This window comes from Kitasatospora sp. NPDC059973 (genome assembly GCF_042737525.1).
In the GTDB taxonomy this organism is placed as follows: domain Bacteria; phylum Actinomycetota; class Actinomycetes; order Streptomycetales; family Streptomycetaceae; genus Kitasatospora.
The window spans coordinates 165,249-190,085 of record NZ_JBHWUI010000001.1; the positions used below are offsets into that span (position 1 = coordinate 165,249).

Below are 24,837 nucleotides of genomic sequence, written 5' to 3' on the forward strand. Positions count from 1 at the left end.
CGGTGGCTCTTCCCTGGGAGGCGTTCCTGGCGGAATCCGGGAACGCGGTGGTTACGACACCCCCCAGGAGGCCGAGCGGGCCGCCCGGATCGTCCTGACCCTGCTCGGCGCCCAGCTGGCCGGTCAGGTGGTGCGGCTGCCGCGGGTGAGCATGGCGGCGAGGAGGCGGGTGGCGGCCTCGGCGTCGGCGAGTTCGTCGCCGGTGGGGAGGACGGCGCCGAAGGTGCGGTTGCCGGGGGCGTCCAGGGCGCGCCAGTGAAGGACCGGTGCGAGGTGGCTGCTGGCGTCGGCGAGGAACCAGGCGAGGTGGCCATGGGTGCGGGCGATGGTCAGTGCCAGGGCCGCGAGAGCTTCGCGCAGTGCGGCGAGCCGCTCGATCCTCGCCAGCGACTGGTGGGTGTCGGCGGGGCCGATCGCGGCATCGAGGGCTGCGGCGGTCTTGCGGGCCAGAGCGGAATCGGTCGCGGTAAGTTCCCAGGTCCCGTCGGTGAGCTGGAGTTCCGCCTCGTGGATGACGCGCTCGACTGCCGTGACCATGCTCATGACGGGCAGTCTATCGGCTGGGCCCAGCGCGCCGGTCGGCGGTGTCAGCGGAGGCGGGCTGGGCGTGCGGGCAGGTGGGCCGGCCTGGTCCGACCGGTCCTGCGAGCGGCCGGGCCGCCTCCCCGACGGTCTCCCTCCGGAAGGTGTCGGTTCTGTCCGTGTGCGCCGGCGCCTCCCCGGAGCAGGTCACGCCCGTCAGATCGACGATCGGCCCGGGAGGGCGGTCCGCGAGCGCCTTGGCGAGGGCGGTCCGCGAGCGCCTTGGCGAGGGCGTCGTCGAGCCTGCCCTGACCGTCCTGTGCCCGGCGGAGCCGCGGCGTGGCCGAGCCGACCAGGTTTCAGAACGCCTCACGCAAGGCCGGCAGCAGGGTGCCCTCGGCCCAGTCGAGGAACGCGGGCTGGCTGTCGCCGCCGACCTGGATGAGGGCCACCTCGTCGAACCCGGCGTCGACGAACGGCCGCACCGCCTCGACGAAGTCGTTGACCCGGTCACCGCACGGAACGGATTCGGCGACGTCCTCGGGGCGGACGAAGCAGCTCGCGGCGGCGAACCCCGCCGTCCCGGGCAGCTCGGCGTTGACCTTCCAACCGCTGCCGAACCAGCGGAACTGCTCGTGGGCCCGCCGGACGGCGGTGTCCCGGTCGGTGTCCCAGCACACCGGCAGCTGACCCACGGCCGGCTTTCCGGCCCCGCCGTGCTCGGCGAACCCGGTGATCAACGCCTGGTCCGGCTCCACGGCGATCACCAGGTCGGCCAGCCGGCCGGCAAGCTCGCAGGAGTCCGGCCCTGATACCGCCACCCCGATCGGCGGGGGCCGGTCGGGCAGATCCCACAGCTTGGCGCCCTCGACGTCGAAGTACCGGCCTCGCCGGGTGACGTACCCGCCGTCGAACAGTGCCCGGATGATCTGTACCGCCTCGTCGAGCATCGCCTGGCGCACCGGTACGGCCGGCCAGCCCCGCCCGATCACGTGCTCGTTGAGGTTCTCACCGCTGCCCAGCCCGAGCCGGAAGCGGCCCTCGGACAGCAACTGCAACGTGGCGGCCTTCTGCGCCACCACCACGGGGTGGTAGCGGAACGTCGGGCACGTCACGTAGGTCATGAGCGGGATCCGGGAGGTGGCTTGCGCGGCGGCACCGAGCACCGCCCACGCGTACGGAGCGTGACCCTGCTCGTCCAGCCAGGGGAAGGAGTGGTCCGAGATCACCGAAAAGTCGAACCCGGACCGCTCGGCGCGCACCACGTCCGCGACCAGGTCACGCGGGCCGCGCTGCTCGGTCATCATCGTGTATCCGATTCTCACCATGACCCCGCGCCTGCCCGATCACCGTCACCCTCACACCGAGCGGCCCCATCCCATCCGGGCCCCCCGGGTGCCGGCAGCGGCAGCGGCCACCTGGCGGCGCCCGCCCGACACGGGCCGTGGCTGCGCCGCTTCCGGCCGCGCGCGAGGGAGGCACTCAAGGCGAAAGCCAACCCGAGCTCTGGGCGCAGCGTGCGCCACGCCCAGAGCTCGGAGGGCCGGGCTCCTCTCCTGGAGCACCCGGCCGGCACGGCTCGGCGCGGGACGGCCGGCGCAGCCCCGTTGGACGGAACTTGCCGGGCCGGGCCGGGTGACGGTCGCGGAGGCGGAGGCGGCGCGGTACTGGCACAGCCGAGCCTGGCCCACCCATCACCTCCACCTTCCGTGCTGTCACATTCCATCGCCGGCATCCGTCGGAGGTATGCAGGGAGCGGCGATCCCGCCCCTGTCGAAGTGCTCGAACCATCCACGGAGGAAACAGTCATGAGTATTCGTCAGACCGCTGCCCGAGTCGGCCTGGTGGCCGCCGGCCTCGCCGTCGTCGCCGGTGGCGCGGGCGTCGCCCACGCCGACATGGACCGCTACACCCCGGGCTCGCACTCGTGGCGGACCGGCAGTGGCGCCGGCGCCCCCAACGCGATGGCCGCGGTGATGGACACCAGGGCGGACGGCAACCCCGTCTACACCCGGTACAACCGCAACTACCCGAGCACCGAGCTCTACTCGCTCTGGAACAAGTCCGGCGAGGGCACCACCAGCTACAGCGGGACGGGCGGCGTCATCTGGGACATGAAAACCTGCGTCTCCAACCCCGCGGCGGAGGACCTCTGCAGCGTCTGGTGGTCCGACGACCACTGATCCTCAGGTGATGGCGCCGATGACCTCGCCGGTGACCTCGCCGGTGACGGCGCCGATGGGCTCCCGGTGACGTCCGGCGGGGCGGGTAGCGCTGCCCGCCCCGCCGGACCCCGGAGCCCCGTCCCGTGAACTCCGATCTCCCCCCCGCCGAACGAGGCGGAGCCCCACCGTTCGTGAACACAGCGGCTACGAAAGGCCCGGACCGCACATGACTGACGAACCGCCGGTCGTCATCCGCAGACTCAGCTACCGCCTCGGCGACCGCCGACTCCTGGACGGGGTCGAACTGTCCGTCGCGGCCGGCGAGTCGGTGGCGGTGATGGGACCGTCCGGTGCCGGGAAGAGCACGCTGCTCGCCCTGATGATCGGCCTGGCTCGGCCCTCGGCGGGCGAGATCAGGATCGGCGGCGAGGACGTGCGGCGGCTGAGCGGCACCCGCCTCGCAGCCTTCCGCCGGGACCGCGTCGGCATGGTGTTCCAGTTCGGTGAACTGCTACCGGAGTTGGAGGCGCTGGAGAACGTGGCCATGGCGGGTCTGCTGGCCGGCCGGTCCCGGCGGGACGCCCGCGCCGAGGCCCGCGCGCTGCTGGCCGACGTGGGCGTGCCCGTGCGCGCGGGCGTGACGACGGCGGCGCTGTCCGGCGGCGAACGGCAGCGGACGGCCATCGCCCGCGCCCTGATGGGCGCCCCGCCCGTGCTGCTCGCCGACGAGCCGACGGGCTCCCTCGACGAACCGGCCCGCGATCGGATCACCCGACTGCTCTTCGACCTGCCCCGGAGCCGCGGGTGCGCACTGCTCGTCGTCACGCACGACTCCGCGGTGGCCTCCGCCGCCGACCGCACCGTGCTGCTGCGGGCGGGGGAACTGGTCGAGGATCCCGCCCTGACCGGTTGTGCCCGGTGAACGGTCAGCGTGGCGGCGGTACCCGTCGGTCCGGTCGGCCCACCGGCTGGGCCGGGGAGGGCGCGTGGACCCGGTTCGTGGCCCTGCTCTGCGCCACGGCCGTGTTGGTGCTCACCGGCGGCGCGTTCGTGGCGGCCTCAGCCGCCTACACCGGCCGCGAGGCCCGTTCGAACGCCCGGAACCCGGCGATAGCGGCCGAGGGCGAGCGCCCCACCGCGCTGTGGACCAGCCACTGGGACTCCTACCGGGGGCGCCAGTTCGCCGTCGTCCTGATCTCTCCGCTGACCGACACCGCGCCCCTGCCTCCCGGCGTCGCCCGCTGGCCGGCCCCGGGCGAGGTGCTGCTCTCCCCCGCCCTGCGCGACGGACCGCCGGACGAGGGCTTCGACCACCGGTACGGGACCGTCGTCGCAACCATCGGGCAGCAGGGCCTGGCCTCCCCCGGGGAGCGGCTCGCCTACGTCCGGCCGACCCCCGACATGGCCTCGACCACCAAGCGCTGGGTCGGCATCACCGGCTACGGCGGCGCCTCCAGGGCGGCGTTCGGTGACCTCAGGATCGTCCGGCCGGCGGGAGAGCTGGCGGCCGTGATCGCGGTCCTGCTCGCCCTGCCCGCCCTGGCACTGGCCGTCGTCGCCGCGCGGTCGGGCGCGGTCGCCGAGGACCGTCGGCTCGCCCTGCTGACCGTCCTGGGCGCGCGCCGCCGCGACCGGGCCAAGGCCGTCCTCGCGGCGGCTGTCCGGCCCGCCGCGGCCGGAGCGGTGACGGGCACCGTGCTGCTCCTGCCGTTCCTGGCCGCTGACGTCGAACTCCCCTGGATCAACTACCGGTTGGCCGCCGGCGACCTGCGGCGGGCCTGGCCCTGGCTCGGCGCGACCACCGCGCTCGCCGTCGCGCTGATCGGCGCCGTCCTGCTCCTGGTCCGGCCACGGAGCACCACCCGTGCCGGGAGTGCGCCGGCCTCCGCCGGTGTGGGCGGTGGCGTCGGGGTGACCAGGCCGGGACGGGGAGCGGCCGCCGGGCGGCTACGGGCGCCCGTGCTCGGGATGTGCGTCGGATTCCTCCTGCTCGCCTGGTTCGCCGGCCCCCTGTTCGGCGGAGGCCTCTCCAGTGCACAGGTGTTCATCGTGGCCACCACCGGACTGCTCGCCACCCTGCCCGCCGCCGTCTCCTGGGGCGTGTCCCGGGCGGTGGGCCCGCTCGCCGCGGCCGCCGCCCGCCGCAGCCGCGGGCCGGCCCTGATCGCGGCCCGGACGGCCGCCGCGAACCCCGGCCTGGTGGCCAGGCTGACCAGCTCCCTGGTGATCTGCGTCGGCCTGCTCGGCCAGGCACAGCTGCTCACCGACTACACCACCATGTCGTCCGGCGGGCCCGCCCGGGTCGCCGCGCCCGGCCTGGGCAGGGCGGCGGTCGTCCAGGCCTCGGCGGCGGCCCGACCGGAGCAGCGTTTCCTCGCCGCGCTCCCGCCCGGCGCGCACACCGTCTCCTTCGGCCCCGCCCCGGGCGGCGGCCCGCTCATCCAGGCACCCTGCGCGGAGCTGACCGCGCTCGCCCTGCCCTGCCCTGTCGGGGGCGGCACCGCCACCGTTCCCACCGGCGACCTCGACCGGCGCCTGCGCGAGGCCGTGCTGGACGACAGCGGGAGCGCCCGGCCCACCGGCGCGACGGTACGAACCGGGCCACTCACCGGGCTGCGGGACGACGGTTCGCTCTGGCTGGCCGTCGTCGGTGAGGGCGAGGGCGACGGCCGACTCGACGTCCCGGCGGTGAAGGCCGCCGTGTACCGGCACCTCGCGGTGACGGCCAACGTCGACGTGCCCGGCGACCGCGGCGCGTCCGCGGCCGGTGCCCACCAGGCCCGCTGGGTGACGTTCTTCGGAGGGACCGGCACCCTGGTGCTGCTGCTCGCGATCGGCTTCGGCGCCCTGGCCCAGGCCCTCCGCTTCGCCGCCGCAGTCGCGCCCCTCGCGACCCTCGGCGGTGACACCCGGCTGGTCCGGGTCGCCGCCCGGTACCTGCTGGGCCTGCCGGTCCTGGCTGCCGCCACTCTCGCGATCACACTGGACACGGTGCTGACGCTGCCCAGAGTCCAGAACCCCGACATGCTCACCACCCCCGCACGCTCCCTCACCGACTACGGCCTGCTGCTCGCGGCGGCCGCGCTGCTCGCCACCGCCCTCGCCGCCACCGCCGGAACGGCCGCCGCCCGCCACGGCAGACGCTGGACACCGACGGGGGCCTGAGGCGAGTCTGCGGGCCCGCCCCTTCAGCCGGTGGCCGGCCGGACGGGCCGCGCGACAACGACGAAGCCGGTGGAGCCACGCCCCATCGGTCCACCGGCTTCGTCACGCGGTCAGGCCGCTTCCATGTCGGGCTTCGTCCTCCTCGGTGCCACATTGGCGCACGTGGACAGGGGCCTCGCCCCGGTCAGGGCGGAGCGTGACGAGCCCGGCCGTCGTGGGGGCGGTGCCGATCCCGGATTCAGGGTCCGCACAGCGGTACGAGCTCACTCGTGAGAAGTCGATGCCGACTGTTCGCTCTGCCGAAACCCACTCCCGGCTTCGCGGGTGGCGGCCCAGGAGGCGAGCAGACGCAGGCCCTCGGCGGAGGCGGAGCCGGGTTCGGCGGAGTAGACGGTGAGGGTGAGGCCGGGTTCGGCGGCCAGCTCCAGGCCTTCGTACGCGAGGGTGAGGTCGCCGACCGCGTGGTGGTGGAAGCGTTTGGTGCCGGTGCCGTGGTGACGGACGTCGTGGGCGCCCCAGCGGGTCCGGAACTCGTCGCTACGGGTGGAGAGCTCACCGACGAGGTCGTGGAGGTCCTTGTCGTGGGGGTCCCGGCCGGCCTCGGTGCGCAGGATGGCGACGGCGATGTCGGCGGCCTGGTCCCAGTCGGGGTAGAAACGGCGGGAGGCGGGGTCGAGGAAGTTGAACCGGGCCAGGTTGTTCCGGTTGCCGGGTGTGTCGTAGACCTCGGCGTAGAACGCGCGGGCCAGCTGGTTGGCGGCGAGCAGATCCATGCGGCCGTTGCGGACGAACGCCGGCCCGGCGGTGACGGCGTCGAGCATCCACTGCAGGCTGGGGCGCGGCGTCCACGGGCGGCCGCCGGTGCGGCGGCGGGGGCGGGCGAGAGCGTCGGAGCCGTCGGCGGCCTGGGCGAGGCGCAGCAGGTGGGCGCGCTCGGCGTCGTCGAGCTGCAGGGCGCGGGCGACGGCCTCCAGGACGGCGGGCGAGGCACCGGCGAGGCTGCCGCGTTCCAGCTTGGCGTAGTACTCGACGCTCAGATCGGCGAGGGCGGCGACCTCGCTGCGCCGCAGGCCGGGCACCCGGCGGCGGGAGCCCGCGGGCATGCCCGCCCGTTCGGGGGTGATCTTCGCGCGCCGCGAGGTGAGGAACTCGCGGACCTCCTGGCTGTTGTCCACGCCTTCGACGGTACGGCGATCCGGGCGGTCGAGGGGTGTACTGCCGGTACACCCCTCGACGGTGACTCGCTGCGCCCGCCGGCACCGGGTTTCCTGGATCACGTGGCGCTCTCCGCCTCGGGGCCGACAGGACCGACAGGACCGACAGGACCGACAGGACCGACAGGACCGACAGGAGTGTGCGCCCGACCCGTACTCGGCGGCGGCCGGCTCGCCCGGCCGCCGCGCCCCGGAACGCGAAGGAAGATCCCCATGCGCGGCGCAGTGATCCACGCCCCCGGTGACGTCCGCTTCGAGACGCTGGACGACCCGAAGATCCTCCACCCCACCGACGCGGTCATCCGCACGGCCGTCACCTGCGTGTGCGGCTCCGACCTGTGGCCCTACCGGGGCGCGGAGCCGATCGGCGATCCGCACCCGATGGGCCACGAGTACGTCGGCTTCGTGGAGGAGGTCGGCTCCGAGGTGACCGGTCTGCGGCCGGGTCAGTTCGTGGTCGGCTCCTTCGCGACCTCCGACAACACCTGCCCGAACTGCCACAACGGCTTCCAGTCGAACTGCCTGCACCGGGAGTTCATGTCCACCTGCCAGGCCGAGTACGTACGCATCCCGAACGCCGCCGGGACCCTGGTCGCCCTGGACGAGGTCCCAGGCGAGGAGTTCTGGCCGGGCCTGCTGGCGAACTCGGACGTGATGGGCACCGGCTGGTGGGCCGCCGACGCCGCCCACGTCCGCCCCGGCTCCACGGCGGTGGTGGTCGGTGACGGCGCGGTCGGCCTGTGCGCGGTGATCGCCGCGAAGGAACTCGGCGCGGAACGGATCATCGCCATGTCCCGCCACGCCTCCCGGCAGAACCTCGCCCGCGCCTTCGGCGCCACCGACATCGTCACCGAACGCGGCGAGGACGGCATCGCCCGGATCAGGGAACTGACCGGCGGCATCGGCGCCGACAGCGTCCTGGAGTGCGTCGGCACCGCCCAGTCCATGCAGCAGGCCCTGCACTCCGCCCGCCCCGGCGGAAACGTCGGCTTCGTCGGTGTCCCGCACGAGGTCGCCCTCGACGGGCAGGAACTGTTCCTCTCCCACGTCGGCCTGCGCGGCGGCCCCGCCCCGGTGCGCCGCTACCTGCCCGACCTGATCGAACGCGTCCTGTCTCGCCGCATCGACCCCGGCAAGGTCTTCGACCTGACCCTGCCCCTCGACCAGGTCGCCGAGGGCTACAAGGCGATGGACGAGCGCCGCGCGATCAAGACCCTCCTCACGCCCTGACCGCCCCCACCCCCGCCCCACCCCCGTACAAGGAGCACGCGTGCAGATCACCCGAAGCTCGATCGACACCGCCAAGGGCCCGGCGGACTGGTTCACCGGCGACGTCTACATCGACGCCGTCGCCGCCGCGCCCACGCCCTCCCGGGTCACCGCCAACCTGGTGCACTTCATGCCCGGCGCCCGCACCCACTGGCACCGCCACCCGCTGGGCCAGACCGTCTTCGTCACGGAGGGCATCGGCCTGTGCCAGCGCCGCGGCGGACCCGTCGAGGTCATCCGGCCCGGCGACCGCGTCCTGTTCGAAGCCGACGAGGAGCACTGGCACGGCGCGGCGCCGAACCGGCTCATGGTCCACCTCGCGATCAACGAGGGCGACGACGACCACGACGTCGTGCAGTGGCTGAGCCCCGTCACCGACGCGGAGTACACCGCAGCTCCGGCCACCCACTGACCCGCCCCGTCCCCATACGGAAAGAAGCCCCCATGCCCCGCCCCGCCGGGCCCGTCACCGGCAAGCTCCCCTCCGTCGTGTGGGTGCTGGCCGCCGGCACCTTCCTGATGGGCACCTCCGAGTTCGTCGTCGCCGGACTCCTTCCACAGATCGCCGGCGACCTGCACGTCGGTGTTCCCCGCGCCGGGCTGCTGATCACCGTCTTCGCCGTCGGCATGATCGTCGGCGGGCCGGCCATGGCCCTGGCCACCCTGCGCCTGCCCCGCCGACTGACCCTGGTCCTCGCTCTGGCCGTCTTCGCGCTCGGACACCTCGTAGCCGCCGCCGGCACTTCCTTCGCCGTCGTGCTCGCCGCACGCTTCACCACCGCACTGGCCACCGGCGCGTTCTGGGCCGTCGGCTTCGTCATCGCCACGGCCGCCGCCGGGCCCGGCCGCGCCACCCGTGCGGTGGGCGTCATGATGGGCGGCCTGACCCTGGCCAACGTCGTCGGCGTCCCGCTCGGATCCGTCGTCGGGCAGGCCACCGGCTGGCGGGGCCCCTTCTGGGCGCTGGCCGCCCTGGCGGCCCTGGCCGCCGTGGTCGTCGGCTGCCTCGTCCCCGCCACCGAGCAACGGGCCGGGGTGTCGGTGCGGGCGGAGGTTCGGGCCCTGCGGCAGGGCCCGCTGTGGCTGGCGCTGGCCGCCGCCGTCCTGATCATGGGCGGCGTCCTGGCCACCTACACCTACCTCACACCGCTGCTGACCGGCCGTACCGGCATCCCGCAGGCCGCTGTGCCGCTGGTGCTGATCGCCTTCGGCGCGGGCGCGCTCGGCGGCAACACCATCGGCGGGCGGCTCGGCGACCGCCGCCCCATGGCCACCACGATCACCGCCGCCGCGGCCACCGCTGCCGCCCTGCTGCTGCTCGCCCCGCTCTCCACCCGTCCGGTCGCCGCGGTCGCTCTGGTCTTCCTGATGGCGCTGACCGGCTTCGCCGTCAACCCCGTCGTCACCTCGCTGGCCGTCCGCTTCGCCGGCGACGCCCCCACCCTGGCCTCCGCCCTGACCACGTCCGCCTACAACACCGGCATCGCCGCCGGCTCCGCCCTCGCCGGCCACGCCCTGGACACCGGCCTGGGCTTGACCGGGCCCCCTCTCGTGGGCGGCGTCCTCGCCGCCCTCACCCTGCTGCCGCTGGCCGCCCTCGCGCTGCGCGGCACGCCACGGCGGGCTCGGGCTGCGGTACCGGGCCCGGCCCGCGACGGGGTTCCGGTGCCGGTGCCGGTCCGGCACTGACCCGCCCCCGGCCCCGCCCTTCGCACCGATGGGAGACGGGGGGACGGCTCGGCCCCGGGGCGTGCCCGGGCCGACTGGGAAGGGTCCGGACGCGGGATGGAGGCGGGTCGGGTCAGGCGGCTGGGCGCTTTGGAGCAGGAGCTGGGTGCCGTTGTCGGGTGGTGTCGTTGCGGAAGAGGACGCCGAGTTGCTGCCGGGCGGTGGCGGCGGCGATGTTGTCGGGCAAGGACGGACGGCTGGACCATCGCAGGAGTGAGCAATGAAGTATGTCGATCTCGATGCCCGAGTAGGCGAGCTGACCGGAGTCCTGAACCCCGGCCCCTACCTTGAGCTTCTGCCTGCGCTGAGCCTCAGCCTGCCACCGGGCGCCAGGGCATTCGCCACCGAAGCGAGCCACTACGACTTCGCCGGGCGGCGCTGCGTCAAGGACCTCACGCTCCACCAGGCGGCCTTTCTCCAGGAGGAGAAAGCCCTCGACCTCAGCCTCCGTCACAACTGCTGGAAACACGAGGAGAACCTGGTCATTCGTTATGCGGGGGTGACAGCCGTCCGGATCAGCACTCCGAACGCGTCCTCGACCTGGGACAACCTCGGCACGCTGATCCTGGACGAGATCCTTCCGCACGACCAGGGCTGCACTCACGAGATGGCCTTCAGACTCGGGTCGGTCATCCTCACCTGCAGCGACATCACCGCCACCTGGGTCGCAGCACACTGCCCCGAAGCCCATGGAGGCTGAACAAGCTCAGCGCCTCACCCACAAGCCTTGACTATTGCTCGACCGGCACCCGAACACAGTCAAGCAACGGTAGAAGCCGCCGCTGCACCGGAGGTCGGAAGGGTCCTCCCCGCAAACCGGCGTCAGCCGGCCATGGCCTGGCCGGTGCGGGCTCCCCGCGTCAGGTTGCCGTGGGAATGTAGCGGGCTGCTACGAGCCTGGCCATCGTCCGAAGTCTCGAAAAGTAGGAGGCGCAGTACTCCGAGTTGATCAGGGGCACGACCTTGTCGAGGTCGGCGATGCAAGCCCAGAGGACGGCAATACCACTGTCGTCGAGCCCGCCGTTGAGCTCTCTTTGGACGAGGCCCGCGACGTCGGCGTCCAGGAGGATCAGCTCCACGCCATCAACGTCGATGCCGCGGAAGCTGTCCGGGTACAGGGCTCGCCGGTGTTCCTCCCACAGCGGGGCGAGCCGGCCCTCAGGCTGCGCCCTGTTCATGTAGACCGCTGCCATGTCTACCGCGGATGCTGGGGGAAGAAGCAGGGAAACGGCATTGAAGACAGCACGCACCATGGTGATGGCCCCGACTGGGCCGACGGCGGCACTTGTGACAGTGCCCTGCGTGAGTTCGTCGCGCAGCAGTCGGCTGCGGTCGAGCTCGGCAGCGAGTTCGGCCGGGATGAGCCCAGCGACGGCGGCGCGCTCGATGAGGTCCTGGACCGGTTCGTTGACGGCCAGACGCTCGGCGAGGACGAGCTCCAGGGCCATCAGGGAATGTGTGACGGCAACGGTGGCGAACTCATACCGGTAGTAGGAGTGCCGGATGAGCTCGCGGGACGTTTCCATCGCGCTCATGACGTACATCGACGCGCCGCCGGGCAGAACCAGGTCCGCTACCAACGCGTCCATGCCCGCATAGTCGAGAACGACGTCGCGGGCACGCGGGTCCGGTACTGGCAGAGGGAGTGGGCCGGGCGGCGGCGGCAGGGTATTCACCAGGGCAGTCTTGTCATCTGGGGGCCCTTCGTGCCAACGGATTCGCTCGGGGCAGTTGGCGACCTGGAGCCGCACGTCGCCACTGGCCGGCCGGGCCGTCCAGCTTCCAGTCCAGGTACTGCTTGCCGGGGAAGTAGGCGCAGGCATCGCCGCAGCCCATCGTGATCACCCGGTCGAGGCCGGCACGGCGTCGACTGTCAGCACCCTCGGCACCTCGGTGGAAACGTCGATGCCGACCACGGCCAAGGCCTCGGCCATGACCGGGTTCACGGTGTCGGCCGGGGCGGAGCCGCCCTGGCTGCGCTGCTCCCTGGCGGGCCGGGCGTGGTGGGGAAGTGGGTCGAACGCCTCACCCGGCTCCTAGCGGAGCGATCGGGCTGGTGACCCGCCCCGAAGGGAATGGGCCACCAGCCCCGTGCTCGCTGCCCGGATCAGAGGTAGATCTGCGCTGACCGTCCCGGGTCGTGAACCACGTTTGCCGTGAAGAGGCCGAGGTCGAAGTCCTCGGCTTCGGCGAACGGTGTCAGGTCGTCCTGCAGGCCGTACCATTCCAGCGGAGCCGGGTAGCGAATCTCAATGTACTGGCCGACGGTCAGGACACAATCGGATCCGACGACACGGTGTAGGACGTCAACGGATCCATCGAGCGGGATGACTTCTCCCCCCACCCAAAGTCGGAGCCCGTCCGCGTGCCGGTAGAGCACAAGGGGTGTGCCGGCGAGCTCGCCGTAGTGACCGTGGGGCGCGTCCGAGGGGCCGGCGGTCCGCTCAGTCGGTAGCGGCCGGTGTGTCGGTCCATCGGTCACGATACGCGGAACTCCCCGCGCGGGGCAGGGTGATGCTTCTGCGCAGGGTCCGTGAGGCCGTCGCCCTCACGCTGGTCGGCCGGGCCGGTGCCCGGCCGACGAGCACCTGGCAGCCGGGAGCGGCCGGTCACCCTGATGCGCCTGATTCCGGCCGGCTCCGCCGCCGGCGGATTCCTCGGCGCGTCTCCTGGAAACCCGCCGAGAACAATCGGGCCCGGCACTTCCTCCACCGAACATGCCCACACGGAGGGGTAGGAACCGCTGAGGGAACCCGGCACGCCATGGCGCACCGTTCCACAGCTCAATTCGGCAATCGTTGACTTGCCAGAGGATCGGCCGTTTGCGGACCAGGCGGCTGTCGGCAAAGGGAGTTGAATCTCGGTGTGATTTCCGGGGACCTCCGGAAGGCTGAGAGCTGGAATGACGTTCGCCCCGGGTACCGGCACCGGTTTCCCCGGGGTGGTCGTGCGCGGCGCCGCCTGGGGACCGGACGTGACGGTGGTCAATGGCCGGTGGCACGCTGCCCGCTGTGCCGTAGACCGCCGCCGGGCCGGACACCCGGACCGGCGCGGCCCCGGCTCCGGCTCCGGCTCCGGCTCCTGAAGGATCCGGCCGGGACTACCGAGGACCGCCGCAGCGGGCCGGCGGGCCCGTTCAGGTGCCCGCCACCTCGTTCGCGTATCGTGCGCCGACATCGGAATCCGCGGAGGGCAGTCCATGAACACGTCGGCGTCACCAGCCGCTCCGGGGGCGTTGGGACGGCATCTGGGCCTGTTCGACGCCGTGGTGATCGGGCTCGGGTCGATGATCGGCGCGGGAGTCTTCGCGGCGCTCGCGCCCGCCGCTTCGGCGGCCGGCTCCGGGCTGCTGGTCGGCCTGGCCCTGGCGGCCGTGGTGGCGTACTGCAACGCCACCTCGTCGGCCCGGCTGGCCGCGCGCTATCCGCGGTCCGGGGGCACCTACGTCTACGGCCGCGAGCGCCTCGGCGACTTCTGGGGCTACCTGGCCGGGTGGGGCTTCGTGGTCGGCAAGACGGCCTCGTGCGCGGCGATGGCACTCACCGTGGGCTCCTACGTGTGGCCCGCCCAGGCGCACGCCGTCGCGGTCGCGGCAGTGGTGGCGCTGACCGCCGTCAACTATGCCGGGGTCCAGAAAGCCGCCTGGCTGACGCGCGGAATCGTCGCCGCCGTCCTGGCCGTGCTGGCCGCGGTGGTCACCGCCTGCCTGACCGGCTCGACGGCCGACGCCGGCCACTGGGCGGTCGGCGCGGACGCCGGCTTCCACGGCGTCCTGCAGGCGGGCGGCCTGCTGTTCTTCGCGTTCGCCGGGTACGCGAGGATCGCCACGCTCGGGGAGGAGGTGCGCGATCCGCGATGGACCATCCCCCGGGCGGTCTCGCTCGCCCTCGGCATCACCCTGGTGGTGTACGCCCTCGTCGCGCTCGCCGTCCTCGCCGTACTCGGCCCGGCCGGTCTGGCTCACTCGGCGGCGCCGCTGGTCGACGCCGTCCGGGCCGCCGGCGCCCCGGGCCTGGCCCCGGTGGTGCGCGCGGGTGCGGCCGTGGCGGCGCTCGGCTCGCTGCTCGCGCTGATCCTCGGGGTCTCGCGCACCACCCTGGCGATGGCCCGCGACCACCACCTGCCGCACCGGCTGTCCGCCGTCCACCCGCGTTTCGGCGTGCCGCACCGCGCGGAGCTGGCCGTCGGCGCGGTGGTCGCCGTCCTGGCGGCCACCGCGGACGTGCGCGGCGCGATCGGCTTCTCCTCCTTCGGCGTGCTCGCCTACTACGCCGTCGCCAACGCCAGCGCCTGGACCCTCACGCCCGCGGAGGGACGCCCACCCCGGGTCGTGCCGGTGGTCGGCGCGGCGGGCTGCCTCGTCCTGGCCGCCGCCCTGCCGGCCGCCTCGGTGCTGTGGGGCGCCGCCGTGATCGCGCTGGGCGCCACCGTCTACGGCACGCGCAGGCTGTTTCGCCGGGGCTGAACACGCCTCGGGTGCCGGCCAGTGCACGGACGGCGCCGTGACGCGCGGGCCAGCCGGGCGCCGGCCGGCCGGGAGTCATGGTGACGACGATGCCGCCGCCCGGGCATCGGGGCAGCCGAGAGTCACCGTGACGACGGTGCCGCCGCCCGGGCGCGGGGACAGGGTCACCGTGCCGCCGTGGGCGGTGGCGACCGCCTCGACGATGGCGAGGCCGAGTCCGGTGCCGCCGCTCGTGCGCGAGCGCGAGCTGTCGCCCCGGACGAACCGTTCGAAGACGTGCGGGGCGAGCTCGGGAGGGATCCCCGGGCCGTCGTCGGAGACGGTGACGCGGCGGGCTTCGACCCGCAGGACGACGGTGGTGCCTTCGGGGGTGTGGCGGTGGGCGTTCGAGAGCAGGTTCGTGACGACCTGGCGCAGCCGGTGCTCGTCCCCCGTCACGACGACCGGCTCGGGCGGCAGTTCGAGCCGCCAGCGGTGGCCGGGCGCCGCGACGCGCGCGTCCTGGGTGCAGTCGAGGGCGATGCGGGTGAGGTCGACCTCCTCACGGGCGAGCGGCCACCCCGCGTCGAGCCGGGCGAGCAGCAGCAGGTCCTCGACGATGGCTCCCATCCGGACGGACTCGGCATCGATGCGGCGCAGCGAGTGCGTCACCTCGGCCGGAGCGCTTCCCGGGTGGCCGAGGGCGAGTTCGGCGTGGCCCCGGATGGTGGCGAGCGGCGTCCGCAGTTCGTGGCCCGCGTCGGCAGCGAAGGCCCGCAGCCGGTTCTCGGACGCGTGGCGCTGGGCGAGGGAGTTTTCGACGTGGCCCAGCATCCGGTTGAAGGCGAGGGCGACCCGGCCGGTCTCGGTCCTCGGGTCCGCCCCCGGTACCCGGTCGTCGAGGACGACCTCGCCCGCCGCGAGCGGGAGGGCGCTGATCCGCTCCGCCGTGTCGGCGATGCGGTTCATCGGGCGCAGCGAGAGCCTCACCCAGAGGGCGCCGGCCATGCCGGTGATGCCGAGGGCGATCGCGAAGGAGATCAGCTCAAGTGCGACGACGCGGTTCTCGGTCTCGTGCACCTGGTGCAGGGGGAGGCCGGTGATCAGGACGTCGCCGTCGCGCCCCGCGACGGCGCGGAGGCGGTAGGGGCCCGGGCCGGAGAGGCGCACCGAGCCGGGTGTTCCGCCCACCGGGAGCCGGGCGAGGTTCTGCCGGTCCCGCGGGGTGAGGGCGACGGTGTCGTCGGTGTCGGCCGGGGTGGTGCCCTCGGCGACCCCTTCGTCGTCGGCGTCGCCGTCGACCACGCCCGCGTTGGTGACCCGGCCGTTCACCAGGCGGGCGCCGAAGGTGCCGGGGCTCTGGGCGCGGGTGTCACCGCGTGGTCCCGGGCCGGCGCCGCTGTGTTCCAGGCTGGCGGCGTACCGTCCGCCCGCGTCGGCGAGGCGCTGGTCGAGCTGGTTCACCAGGTAGTGGTCGAGCGCGGTGGTGACGGCGAGGCCGACACCGGCGAAGGTGACGGCCAGCAGGGCCAGCAGGCCTGCGACCAGCCTGCTGCGGATGGTGCGCGGCACGAGGCGGCTCTCCACCAGCCGGCCCTTCACCGAGCGGCTCTCCGCCGAGCGATCCTTCAGGGAGCGGCCCTTCACCGAGCGGCCCTTCACGCGACCGGTGCTTTGATCAGGTAGCCGGCGCCCCGGACGGTGTGGATCATCGCGGGCCGGCCCGCGTCGACCTTCTTGCGCAGGTAGCTGATGTAGAGCTCCACGACGTGGGCCTGCCCGCCGAAGTCGTAGGACCAGACGGCATCCAGGATCTGGGCCTTGCTCAGCACCTGGCGCGGATGCTGCATCAGGTAGCGGAGCAGCTGGAACTCGGTCGGGGACAGCTCGACCGGGGTGCCGCCCCGGAGCACCTCCCTGGACTGCTCCACCAGGACGAGGTCACCCAGCACGAGGGCACCCGCCGGCACCGCGGCCGCGGAGGTGTCCGCCGCCCGGGCCCGCCGCAGCAGCCGCCGCAGCCTGACCACGACCTCCTGCAGGCTGAAGGGCTTGGTGACGTAGTCGTCGCCGCCGGCTTCGATCCCCGCGATCCGGTCCTCGACGGCGTCGCGGGCGGTCAGGAACAGCACCCGTACCTGGGGCTGCTCGGCGTGGATGCGTGCCAGCACCGCCATGCCGTCCAGGCCGGGGAGCATCATGTCCAGCACGACGGCGTCGGGCTCCCAGCCGCGGCACTCCAGCACCGCCTCCTCCCCCGAGGCCGCCCCGCGCGACTCCCAGCCCTCGTGGCGCAGCGCGGCGCACAGCACCTCGACCAGGTCGGGTTCGTCGTCGACGACCAGGACACGCGGGGTGGGCACGGGCATGGCATCCCATCCGGTCGGCGCTCCCGGTCGCCGGGGGCGTGCGGTCGCTCTCTGCGCCATTGTGCCGTGCCAGGGTGAGAATCCGCTGAGACCGCGAACCGTCGATCATGGCCCTGAGCTGGCACAACTCCCTGCGGGAGGGTCGGTGGCGGCGGAACTCAGAGGGAACTGAGAGGTACGGCTGACACGGTGGGCGGGTCTCCGGATTACGGTCGTCCGCGCACCCTCCCGGGCCGCGCGCAGGGCGTCGGAGCCGCGCAGAGAGGAACAGGACCATGGGTACCGCAGTCCAGCGACCGCGTCGCGCCGCGCCTGCCGGCCACCGTCGGCTCCAGCACACCTCACAGCGGCCGGTGCTCCCGCCGTGGCTGCTCGCCCGGCTCGTCCCGCCGGCCGTGGCCACCGGAGCGGGCGCCGTGCTCGCCCTGTGGTGGCAGGACACCTACGCGGTGACCGGTGCCGATCAGTGGCTCACCGGCGCGGGCCGGATCACCGGCCTGCTCGCCGGGTACGCCGCGCCGGTGCTGCTCCTGCTGATGGCCCGGATACCCGCCCTGGAGCGGGACGTCGGTGCGGACCGGCTGGCGCGCTGGCACGCGATCGGCGGGCGCTACCTGGTCGGTCTGGTCACCGTCCACGTCCTCACCGTCGTCTGGGGGTCCGCGCTCACCGCGCACCGGGCCGTCGTCGGCGAAACCGTGCGGATGGTGCTCCACGACCCGGACATGCTCAAGGCCACCGCGGCCACCCTGCTCCTCCTCGGCACCGGCGCCGTCTCGGCCCGGGCGGCCCGCCGCAGGCTGGGCTACGAGACCTGGTACTACCTGCACCTGGCGACCTATCTCGCGGTCGCCCTCGGCTTCGCCCACCAGCTCACCAACGGCGCCGACCTCGGCCGGGGGCCCGCCCGCGCCGGCTGGTACGTGCTCTACGTCGCCGCCTTCGCCGTGCTGGGCTGGTACCGGCTCGCCGTCCCGTTCCTCCGCGACCGCCGCCACCGGCTGCACGTCGCGGAGGTCCGTCCCGAGGGTCCCGGGGTGGTGTCCGTCCTCCTGACCGGTGAGCGGCTGGCCGAACTGCGCGCCGAACCGGGCCAGTTCTTCCGGCTCCAGTTCCTCGCCCCGGGACTGCGGTGGGCCGCGAACCCGTACTCGCTCTCCGCGCCGCCCACCGACCGGTTCCTGCGCTTCACCGTCAAGGGACTCGGCGGCCACAGCGCCGCCCTCGCCGGCCTCCGCCCGGGGACCCGGGTGCGCGCCGAGGGCCCGTACGGGGCCTTCACCGCCCGGCGGCGGACCCAGCGGCGTGTCCTGCTGATCGCTGGCGGCGTCGGCATCACCCCGCTGCGGACCCTGTTCGAGACCCTGCCGGCCGGGCCCGGTGAGCTGACCCTGCTCTACCGGGCCCGGGACGGCGAGGACCTGCTGTTCCGGCAGGAACTGGAGCGGATCGCCGGGACGCGCTCGGCCCGCCTGTCCTACCTCGTCGGCCGTCGTGACGTGACGGGCGACCCGCTCTCCGCGGCCGCGCTCGGCCGGCTGGTGCCGGGCCTGGCGCAGCACGACGTGTTCCTGTGCGGGCCGGCGGCCATGACCGGGGCGGTCACGCGCGAGCTGCGTGCCGCCGGTGTCCCCGCCCACCGCATCCACCACGAGTCGTTCGACCTCTGAAGGAGCCCGCCATGCGCCGCGCCGTTCTGGCCAGCACCGTCACCGCAGCCGGCGTCGTCCTGCTGCTCTCCCTCAAGCCGCACGGCTCCGCCTCCCCCGGGGCCGCCCCCGTCATCGGTTCCGATCCGGGCGGTACCGCGTCCGCTGCCCCGGTGACGCCCGGAGGGTCGTCGGCCGGGGGGTCGTCGGCCGGGGCGTCGTCGTCCGGGGCGTCGTCGTCCGGGGATTCGTCGCCCTCGGCCGCCGCAGGAGCGGGTAACGCTTCCGGCACCCGGGTCGTCACCGGCAACGCCGTCGACACCCGCTACGGACCGGTCCAGGTGCGGATCACCCTCAGCGGTGGCCGGATCACCAAGGCCGAGGTGGTGCAGTACCCGTCGGAGAGCAGGCGCGACCTGGAGATCAACCAGTTCGCGCTGCCCCGGCTCAATCAGGAGGCCGTCTCCGCGCAGAGCGCACGCGTCGACGCCGTCGCCGGCGCCACCTACACCAGCGAGGGCTACCAGCGGTCGTTGCAGAGCGCCCTCGACCAGGCGGGCGTCTGATGCTCAGACACGCCGAGCACGCCATGGGGACGGTCTTCTCCTTCGCCGTCCGCGACGCCGCGCCCGCCGACCTCGCCCCGGCCCTCGCCGAACTCCACCGGCTCGACCGGCTCTTCTCCCCCTACCGTCCGCTGAGCCAGATCAGCCGTCTCGCCCGCGGCGAGCTGACCCTCGCCCAGTGCGATCGGCTGGTCGCCGAGGCCCTCGACCACTGTGCCGCCGTGGCGCGGGAGACCGCCGGCTACTTCTCGGCGCGGGCCGGCGGCTCCCTCGACCCGTCGGGCTGGGTCAAGGGCTGGGCGATCGAACGCGCCTCCCACCTGCTCACGGCCGCCGGATTCCCGCACCACAGCGTGACCGGTGGCGGAGACGTCCAGACGGCCGGAGCCCCCGCGCCCGGCCGCTCGTGGCGCGTCGGCATCGCCGACCCGGCGGCCCCCGGCCGGCTGGCCGCCGTCGTCGAGGCGCGCGACCGCCTCGCGGTCGCCGGATCCGGTACGGCCGAGCGCGGCCAGCACATCCTGGATCCGCACACCGGGCGCCCGCCGCACGGCGCGCTCTCGGTCACCCTGATCGGCCAGGACATCGCGCTCACCGACGCGTTGGCGACGGCCGCCTTCGCCATGGGGCCAGCCGCCGCCCTGCACTGGGCCGAGCGACGCAGCGGCATCGAGGCCCTCGTGATCCTGTCCGACGGCACCCGCCTGGGCACCTCCGGCCTGACCACCCTGCTCGCCCCGGCCTGACCCGGGACGAGGCTTCGGCACGCCGCGTCGAACCGGGTGGTGGTGGCGCGGCGTTCCAGGGCTTCGGGCTCGACGAATTCGACGCGCGGTGCGTCGTCCGCGCCGTCGAGCCGGCCGAACAGCGGTCGCGTCGCCAGGCTCGACACCGCCTGCGGCCGAGGCGGGACGTCGGTGACCGGCCGTGCGAACGACACAGCGGCCCGGACCACCGACGGACCGGCGGAACGGAAACCGGGTTCCGGCGCGGCGATGAGTTTTCCGGCCCCGGCAGGTCTATATCTCGACCGGGATCACCGACTCATCGGGAGTACAGACATGGGACTCATCCACATCGAGCTGTTCGCGACCCTCGACCTCGTCGCGCAGGCGCCAGGCGGACCCGACGAGGACCCGGCGGGGTTCCCGTTCGGCGGCTGGCAGGCGCCCCTGCTGAACGAGGCCACCGGCGCGCAGATCGTCGCCGCGTACGAGGGCACCGACGCCCTGCTGCTCGGCCGGCGCACGTACGACATCTTCGCCTCCTACTGGCCGCACCAGAAGGACGGCGAGATCGCCGAGCTCTTCAACCGCGTCCCGAAGTACGTCGCCTCCCGGGGCACGCCCGACCTCCCGTGGGCCGGGTCCACCCGGCTCGGCCCGGACCTGGCCGGCGCGGTGCGCGAGATCCGCGAGCGGCACGAGCACGTGAAGGTCGTCGGGAGCCTGGACCTGGTGCAGACCCTCCTGCGGGAGAGGCTCTTCGACCGTCTCGACCTCTGGGTGCACCCGATCACGCTCGGCGTCGGGAAGAAGGTGTTCGACGGCGGCGCGGTGCCCACGAACCTCACCCTCCTCGAACCGCCGGTCGCCGGTCCGGAAGGCACCGTCTACCTGCGCTACGGGCTCGCCGACGGCACGCCCGCGACGGGCGACATGAGCGCGCCCGACCGCGGTCTCGGCCGCGACGAGTCCCGATGACCCGATGACCCGATGACCATCGTCCATACCCACGGGATCGCCCTGGGCATCGAGTCGTTCGGCCGCGAGGACGCGCCACTCGTCCTGCTCGCGGGCGGAACGACGATGCTCTCCTGGCCCGACGCGCTGTGCGAACGCCTCGCCGCCGGCGGACGCCGCGTGGTGCGCTACGACCTGCGCGACAGCGGGGAGTCGACGACCGCGGATCCGCAGGCGCCCGGCTACACCCTGCGCGACCTCGCCGCCGACGCGGCGGCCCTCGCCGAGACGCTCGGCGGGGGCCCCGCCCACCTCGCGGGCATCGGCGTCAGCGGCATGGTCGCCCAGGTCGCCGTGCTCGACCACCCGGACAGCTTCTCGGCGCTCACGCTCGTCGGCACCCGTCCCGTCGCTCCCGGCCCGCCCGACGACGACCTCCCCGACCACGACCCCGCGACCATGCGCCGGCTGTTCGCACGCCCGCTGCCCGACTGGACCGACCGCCGGGCCGTCGCCGAGTTCGCCGCCACCGGCGCCGAGATCCTCGGCGACGACCCCGCCGCCGCCCGCGCGACCGCCGCGCGCATCTGGGACCGCACCCCCGGCACCGCGCCCCCGGTCCAGACGGCCAACCAGCTGCGCATGACGTTCTCCAAGCTCGACTGCCGGCCCCGCTGGCGCGAGCGCCTGCCCGAGATCAGGATCCCCACCCTTGTCGTCCACGGCCGCCGCGACCCGTTCTTCCCCGTCGGCAACGGCGAGGCGATCGCGCGCGCGATCCCCCGGGCACGACTGCTCGTTCTCGAAGACGCCGCCACCGCGATGCCGGACGCGGCCCTCGGCGAGGTCAGCGAGGCGATGCTCGCGCTCGGACCGTGGACGGCCGGCGCTGCGCGGCTCCCGCCTCCGGACGGGTCCGCGCCGCGCGGCGGCCGTCCAGGGTGAACGCCCCCGCCCACCACCGGTCCACCGCGCACCCGCCAGCCTCGGCGGCTCCGGCGCCACCGGGGTCGGCGGCTGCCCGGGAACTGCTCGAACGGCCCCGGGCTCCACGGGAAACGGCTCCTCGGGCGCCGCACCCCCGGTCGCCTCACTCGGCCGGCCGGGTGCGGGGGCGGGCGCGGAACGGGCCGTCGGCGGCGAAGGCGTGGGCGGCGAAGCGTTCGCCCATGCGGCGGTAGGCGGCGGCGGACGGGTGCAGCCCGTCGGGGAGGTCGTCCACGTCGGCCGGGCCGAGGAGGTCGCGTCCGTCGAGGTGGTGCAGGTGAGGGTCGTGGGCCTGCCGGGCCGCGACGATCATCGCCAGCTCGTCACGGACCACCCGCAGCGACAACGCTCCCCCGGCCAGGTCGGCCGGGTCCCCGAGCGCGGTGATCCTTCCGTCCGGGCCCACCGTGGTCGGGCCGGGACGATCCTCCAGCGCGGGGCAGCTCACCGGGGAGATCACCAGCAGCGGGGTGTCGGGGTGGCCGTCCCGGATGGTGTCCAGGAATCCGTGCACCGCCGGGCCGAAGGTCCGCAGGCGGAAGGTGGCCAGGCCCACGATGTTGACGCCGGTCTTGAGGCTGATCAGGTCGGCGGGCAGGTCGCGGATCGTCCGGGCGACGTAGGGGTCCAGCATGGCGTTGCCCGGCTCGCTGAGGTTGGTCACCTCCACGCCCCCGATGGACGCCGCGACCACGGGCCAGGTGCCGGTGGGACCGTCGGCTTCGAGGCAGTGGCTGATGGAACTCCCGTGGTGCACCCACCGGGGCCGGCCGTCGGGAAGGGGTGCCAGGACCTCGCCGTCGGCGCGGAGCGCCACCAGTTCTGTGGGGGTCTGCTGCGGCAGCCACAGCTCGATGTCCTTCATCCCGGCCGGCAGTCCGGCGAAGCGCGCCGTCCCCGGCTTCCCCGGTATCAGCCGCTGCTCGGCCCCGGGGCCCGCCATCCGCATGACGTTGCCCAAGGGCGCCCGCTGCCGCCCGACCAGGACGCCGTCCACCGTCAGGTCCAGCATCCCGGTCGGCCGGGGCTCCGGGTCGCCGTCGAGCTGTCCCGTGGACGTGAGCACCTCGAACTCGAGCACCCGCGCCTCGGTGCGGAACACCAGCCGCACGCCCGAGGGCATCACCGTTCCCCCGTAGACCGACGGGTTCTGGTACTGCTCCTTGGTCCACGCCGGCAGCCGGCGCGGCATCACCCCGGCCGGCGTCCGTTCCAGATCCAGCGCCCCCCGTACCTCGACCGGACCGCCCACCAGCGGATACTCCCGCATCGTCACTGTCACCGCTCCTCGACTCCGGCCCGTCCGGCCGGGCGGGTGCCCGGCCGGAGGCATCAGGCCCCACCACGAACCTAGTCACCGCGACGGTGATGTGGTGTCGGCCGGGTGCGGGTCGTGCCGGTCCGCCGGTCGGATCCCGAGGGGGTACGTACCTGGATCGGCGCCGAGGACGGGGCGGGGCTGCGACGGGGGATCAGCCCGGCGGCGTCCCGCGCCACGCCGAGGTCGGGCGGGAGGCCCTCGCCGCGAAGGGCAGCCCGGAGTGGTCCAGCAGCGGGAAGGCGTTCGGCGTGCCGGTGCCGTCCTGGGCCGCCCAAGGCGTGCCGTTCGACCGGCGCGGGTACTGCCGGACCGGAAACTCCGCGGAGAAGAAGAGAAGTTGACCTCGTCCGGATCCGGTTGCGGATCGTACCTGCCGGAATTGACCAGCCGGCCGCCTGGCGATTCGATCCGGGGGCGTCGAGGAATGCCGTTCGTTTCTCCGCCGCCGTAGCGGGCGGGATATTCGGCGGGTCAATCCGGATGTCGTAGTCACGATGATTCCGGAGCATGACCCGACCGCTCCCGGCCGACCCGTGATAACCGGACGCGGGTTTCCCGGCGAATCGTGCGCCGCCGAGGTGGTCCACGGTGTCGGCCGGATCGAACGGACGCGGGGGCGAGGGGACGTCGCCACCCCGGAACGCGACCCGGTGCGCGAGCCGGAACTCGACCCGGTGCGCGAGCCGGACCTCGACCCGGTGCCCGACGACCTGCGGGAAGGACGTCCCGCCGGCCGCGGTCTGCCCGCCTTCGGCGCAGGTGGCCGCCGCCGGGACGACCGCGGTGCCGCCGAAGGCGCCATCCCCACGGCCTTCGGACATCGCATCCCGCCCCCGTGCTCGTCGCGTCCGAGCGGGAGTCGGCATCGCCCCCGGTCGGCCCGGAAATGACTATCCACAACATGATCGTCTGCCGTCAAATCATGATCGCCGACCCCCGCCGATCTGCGGGGGTGCGGGTCGGGCGTCGGCGAGCAAAGCGTCTCCTTTCCCGGCCAACTGACATGCAGTCAGCACTTCACGTAATATCGGGGCAAAGTGGGCATCGGCCGGCCAATCTTTGCCGATTCGATATCCGGATCCGGGGATTCCCGGTCAGCCGCTCTGCGATCTTGGTGTGGCACGACTTCTTTGCCATCACTATTCGTGGAGAAAACTCTCTTGCCATCGAGGAAGCAGGCCCCGCCCGTTTTTGGGGGCGGGGCCTTCACTACGCGCCGAATGCGGCGGACAGCCGTTCTGGCGGCGCTCGCGCTACTGGTGGAGACGGGGGTCGCGCTCGATGCGCTGACCGCCGACTCCGCCTACGCCGCACCCGCGACCGACCCCAAGGCCACGGCCACCGCACCCGTCAACGAGGCCCCCGACGCGGCCTCCGCCCTGCTCGCCGCCCGGCTGAACGGTCACCGGGTCGAGGTGACCGGCGCCCGGACCGCCACCACCACGCTCTGGGCCGACCCCGCGGGGACGCTGACCCAGGACACCGCGACCGGACCGGTCCGGGTCAAGGTCGGCGACGCCTGGGTCCCGGTCGACACCACGCTGGTGGAGACCCCGGACGGCAAGGTCGCGCCGAAGGTCCACCCGGAGGGCCTGACCTTCACCGGTGGCGACCCCGGCGTGCGCACCGGTGACGCCGTCGCCCCGCCCGCCGGCACGCCCGGGACCGGTATACCCGCCGCCGGCACGCCCGCCGCCGAAGCCCCCGCCACCGGCGCCCCCGCGCACGCGGCCGCGGCCGACGCCCGGGCCGGCCG

The 24,837-nt window shown here is 73.8% G+C and carries 21 protein-coding genes and 2 pseudogenes; 14 read left to right on the forward strand and 9 right to left on the reverse strand.

Annotation, left to right across the window (positions count from 1 at the left end; genetic code table 11):
- Positions 1-123 precede the first annotated feature (123 nt).
- Positions 124-543 (reverse strand): hypothetical protein, encoded by a 420-nt coding sequence (locus ACFWA9_RS00645; protein ID WP_380382085.1) that lies wholly within the window; start codon positions 541-543, stop codon positions 124-126.
- Between the two features lie 338 nt (positions 544-881).
- Positions 882-1,850, reverse strand: a complete 969-nt coding sequence (locus ACFWA9_RS00650) for an LLM class F420-dependent oxidoreductase (protein WP_380382086.1) — start codon at positions 1,848-1,850, stop codon at positions 882-884.
- Between the two features lie 480 nt (positions 1,851-2,330).
- Between ACFWA9_RS00650 and ACFWA9_RS00655 the strand changes: the two genes are divergently transcribed.
- From ACFWA9_RS00655 to ACFWA9_RS00665, 3 genes are all read left to right on the forward strand, one after another.
- A complete protein-coding gene (locus ACFWA9_RS00655) occupies positions 2,331-2,705 on the forward strand; it encodes a hypothetical protein (RefSeq protein WP_380382088.1) in 375 nt (124 codons plus the stop codon).
- A 208-nt stretch (positions 2,706-2,913) separates the two neighbouring features.
- On the forward strand, positions 2,914-3,609 hold the full coding sequence (locus ACFWA9_RS00660) for an ABC transporter ATP-binding protein (RefSeq protein WP_380382089.1): 696 nt from the start codon (positions 2,914-2,916) through the stop codon (positions 3,607-3,609).
- Positions 3,606-5,852 carry a hypothetical protein gene (locus tag ACFWA9_RS00665; protein ID WP_380382091.1) on the forward strand — a complete coding sequence of 749 codons (2,247 nt, stop codon included), beginning with the start codon at positions 3,606-3,608 and terminating at the stop codon, positions 5,850-5,852. Before ACFWA9_RS00660 ends, ACFWA9_RS00665 begins: the two co-directional genes overlap by 4 nt.
- 263 nt (positions 5,853-6,115) lie before the next feature.
- Here ACFWA9_RS00665 and ACFWA9_RS00670 read toward each other — a convergent pair whose 3' ends face one another.
- The gene (locus ACFWA9_RS00670) at positions 6,116-7,027 is read right to left on the reverse strand and encodes a helix-turn-helix transcriptional regulator (RefSeq protein WP_380382092.1); all 912 of its coding nucleotides are present in this window, start codon (positions 7,025-7,027) and stop codon (positions 6,116-6,118) included.
- A gap of 252 nt (positions 7,028-7,279) precedes the next feature.
- On the opposite strand from ACFWA9_RS00670, the gene ACFWA9_RS00675 reads away from it, so the two are divergent.
- From ACFWA9_RS00675 to ACFWA9_RS00690, 4 genes are all read left to right on the forward strand, one after another.
- Positions 7,280-8,296: a zinc-dependent alcohol dehydrogenase family protein gene (locus ACFWA9_RS00675; protein WP_380382094.1), complete on the forward strand. Its 1,017-nt coding sequence runs from the start codon at positions 7,280-7,282 to the stop codon at positions 8,294-8,296.
- A 40-nt stretch (positions 8,297-8,336) separates the two neighbouring features.
- Positions 8,337-8,747: a cupin domain-containing protein gene (locus tag ACFWA9_RS00680; protein WP_380382096.1), complete on the forward strand. Its 411-nt coding sequence runs from the start codon at positions 8,337-8,339 to the stop codon at positions 8,745-8,747.
- A 32-nt stretch (positions 8,748-8,779) separates the two neighbouring features.
- A complete protein-coding gene (locus ACFWA9_RS00685) occupies positions 8,780-10,024 on the forward strand; it encodes an MFS transporter (protein WP_380382098.1) in 1,245 nt (414 codons plus the stop codon).
- 259 nt (positions 10,025-10,283) lie between these two features.
- Positions 10,284-10,763 carry a hypothetical protein gene (locus tag ACFWA9_RS00690; protein WP_380382100.1) on the forward strand — a complete coding sequence of 160 codons (480 nt, stop codon included), beginning with the start codon at positions 10,284-10,286 and terminating at the stop codon, positions 10,761-10,763.
- A 160-nt stretch (positions 10,764-10,923) separates the two neighbouring features.
- On the opposite strand, the gene ACFWA9_RS00695 is transcribed toward ACFWA9_RS00690, so the two are convergent.
- The 3 genes and pseudogenes from ACFWA9_RS00695 to ACFWA9_RS00705 all read right to left on the reverse strand — a co-directional run bounded on the left by ACFWA9_RS00695 (position 10,924) and on the right by ACFWA9_RS00705 (position 12,545).
- Positions 10,924-11,652 carry a hypothetical protein gene (locus ACFWA9_RS00695; protein WP_380382102.1) on the reverse strand — a complete coding sequence of 243 codons (729 nt, stop codon included), beginning with the start codon at positions 11,650-11,652 and terminating at the stop codon, positions 10,924-10,926.
- A gap of 169 nt (positions 11,653-11,821) precedes the next feature.
- Positions 11,822-12,066: pseudogene (locus ACFWA9_RS00700) on the reverse strand (phosphotyrosine protein phosphatase); the annotation flags it as partial.
- A gap of 104 nt (positions 12,067-12,170) precedes the next feature.
- Complete coding sequence (locus ACFWA9_RS00705; protein WP_380382104.1) at positions 12,171-12,545, reverse strand: hypothetical protein; 375 nt, start codon at positions 12,543-12,545, stop codon at positions 12,171-12,173.
- A gap of 717 nt (positions 12,546-13,262) precedes the next feature.
- Here ACFWA9_RS00705 and ACFWA9_RS00710 point away from each other — a divergent pair.
- A complete protein-coding gene (locus ACFWA9_RS00710) occupies positions 13,263-14,528 on the forward strand; it encodes an APC family permease (RefSeq protein ID WP_380382106.1) in 1,266 nt (421 codons plus the stop codon).
- A 75-nt stretch (positions 14,529-14,603) separates the two neighbouring features.
- Here the strand turns inward: ACFWA9_RS00710 and ACFWA9_RS00715 are convergent, their stop codons facing one another.
- On the reverse strand, positions 14,604-16,109 hold the full coding sequence (locus ACFWA9_RS00715) for a sensor histidine kinase (protein ID WP_380382124.1): 1,506 nt from the start codon (positions 16,107-16,109) through the stop codon (positions 14,604-14,606).
- A 56-nt stretch (positions 16,110-16,165) separates the two neighbouring features.
- Positions 16,166-16,876 (reverse strand): response regulator transcription factor, encoded by a 711-nt coding sequence (locus tag ACFWA9_RS00720; protein ID WP_352291573.1) that lies wholly within the window; start codon positions 16,874-16,876, stop codon positions 16,166-16,168.
- Between the two features lie 275 nt (positions 16,877-17,151).
- Here ACFWA9_RS00720 and ACFWA9_RS00725 point away from each other — a divergent pair, with 275 nt between their 5' ends.
- From ACFWA9_RS00725 to ACFWA9_RS00745, 5 genes are all read left to right on the forward strand, one after another.
- Positions 17,152-18,546: a ferric reductase-like transmembrane domain-containing protein gene (locus ACFWA9_RS00725; protein WP_380382108.1), complete on the forward strand. Its 1,395-nt coding sequence runs from the start codon at positions 17,152-17,154 to the stop codon at positions 18,544-18,546.
- A gap of 11 nt (positions 18,547-18,557) precedes the next feature.
- Complete coding sequence (locus ACFWA9_RS00730; protein ID WP_380382109.1) at positions 18,558-19,091, forward strand: FMN-binding protein; 534 nt, start codon at positions 18,558-18,560, stop codon at positions 19,089-19,091.
- Positions 19,091-19,837 carry an FAD:protein FMN transferase gene (locus ACFWA9_RS00735; protein WP_380382111.1) on the forward strand — a complete coding sequence of 249 codons (747 nt, stop codon included), beginning with the start codon at positions 19,091-19,093 and terminating at the stop codon, positions 19,835-19,837. The genes ACFWA9_RS00730 and ACFWA9_RS00735 overlap by 1 nt, the downstream gene beginning before the upstream one ends.
- A 315-nt stretch (positions 19,838-20,152) precedes the next feature.
- Positions 20,153-20,794 (forward strand): dihydrofolate reductase family protein, encoded by a 642-nt coding sequence (locus ACFWA9_RS00740; protein ID WP_380382113.1) that lies wholly within the window; start codon positions 20,153-20,155, stop codon positions 20,792-20,794.
- A gap of 12 nt (positions 20,795-20,806) precedes the next feature.
- Entirely contained in the window at positions 20,807-21,718 is a 912-nt protein-coding gene (locus ACFWA9_RS00745; RefSeq protein WP_380382115.1) for an alpha/beta fold hydrolase, read from the forward strand.
- A gap of 145 nt (positions 21,719-21,863) precedes the next feature.
- Here ACFWA9_RS00745 and ACFWA9_RS00750 read toward each other — a convergent pair whose 3' ends face one another.
- The gene (locus ACFWA9_RS00750) at positions 21,864-23,030 is read right to left on the reverse strand and encodes a GDSL-type esterase/lipase family protein (protein ID WP_380382126.1); all 1,167 of its coding nucleotides are present in this window, start codon (positions 23,028-23,030) and stop codon (positions 21,864-21,866) included.
- 1,271 nt (positions 23,031-24,301) lie between these two features.
- Here ACFWA9_RS00750 and ACFWA9_RS00755 point away from each other — a divergent pair.
- Positions 24,302-24,837, forward strand: a pseudogene (locus tag ACFWA9_RS00755) (hypothetical protein); the annotation flags it as partial.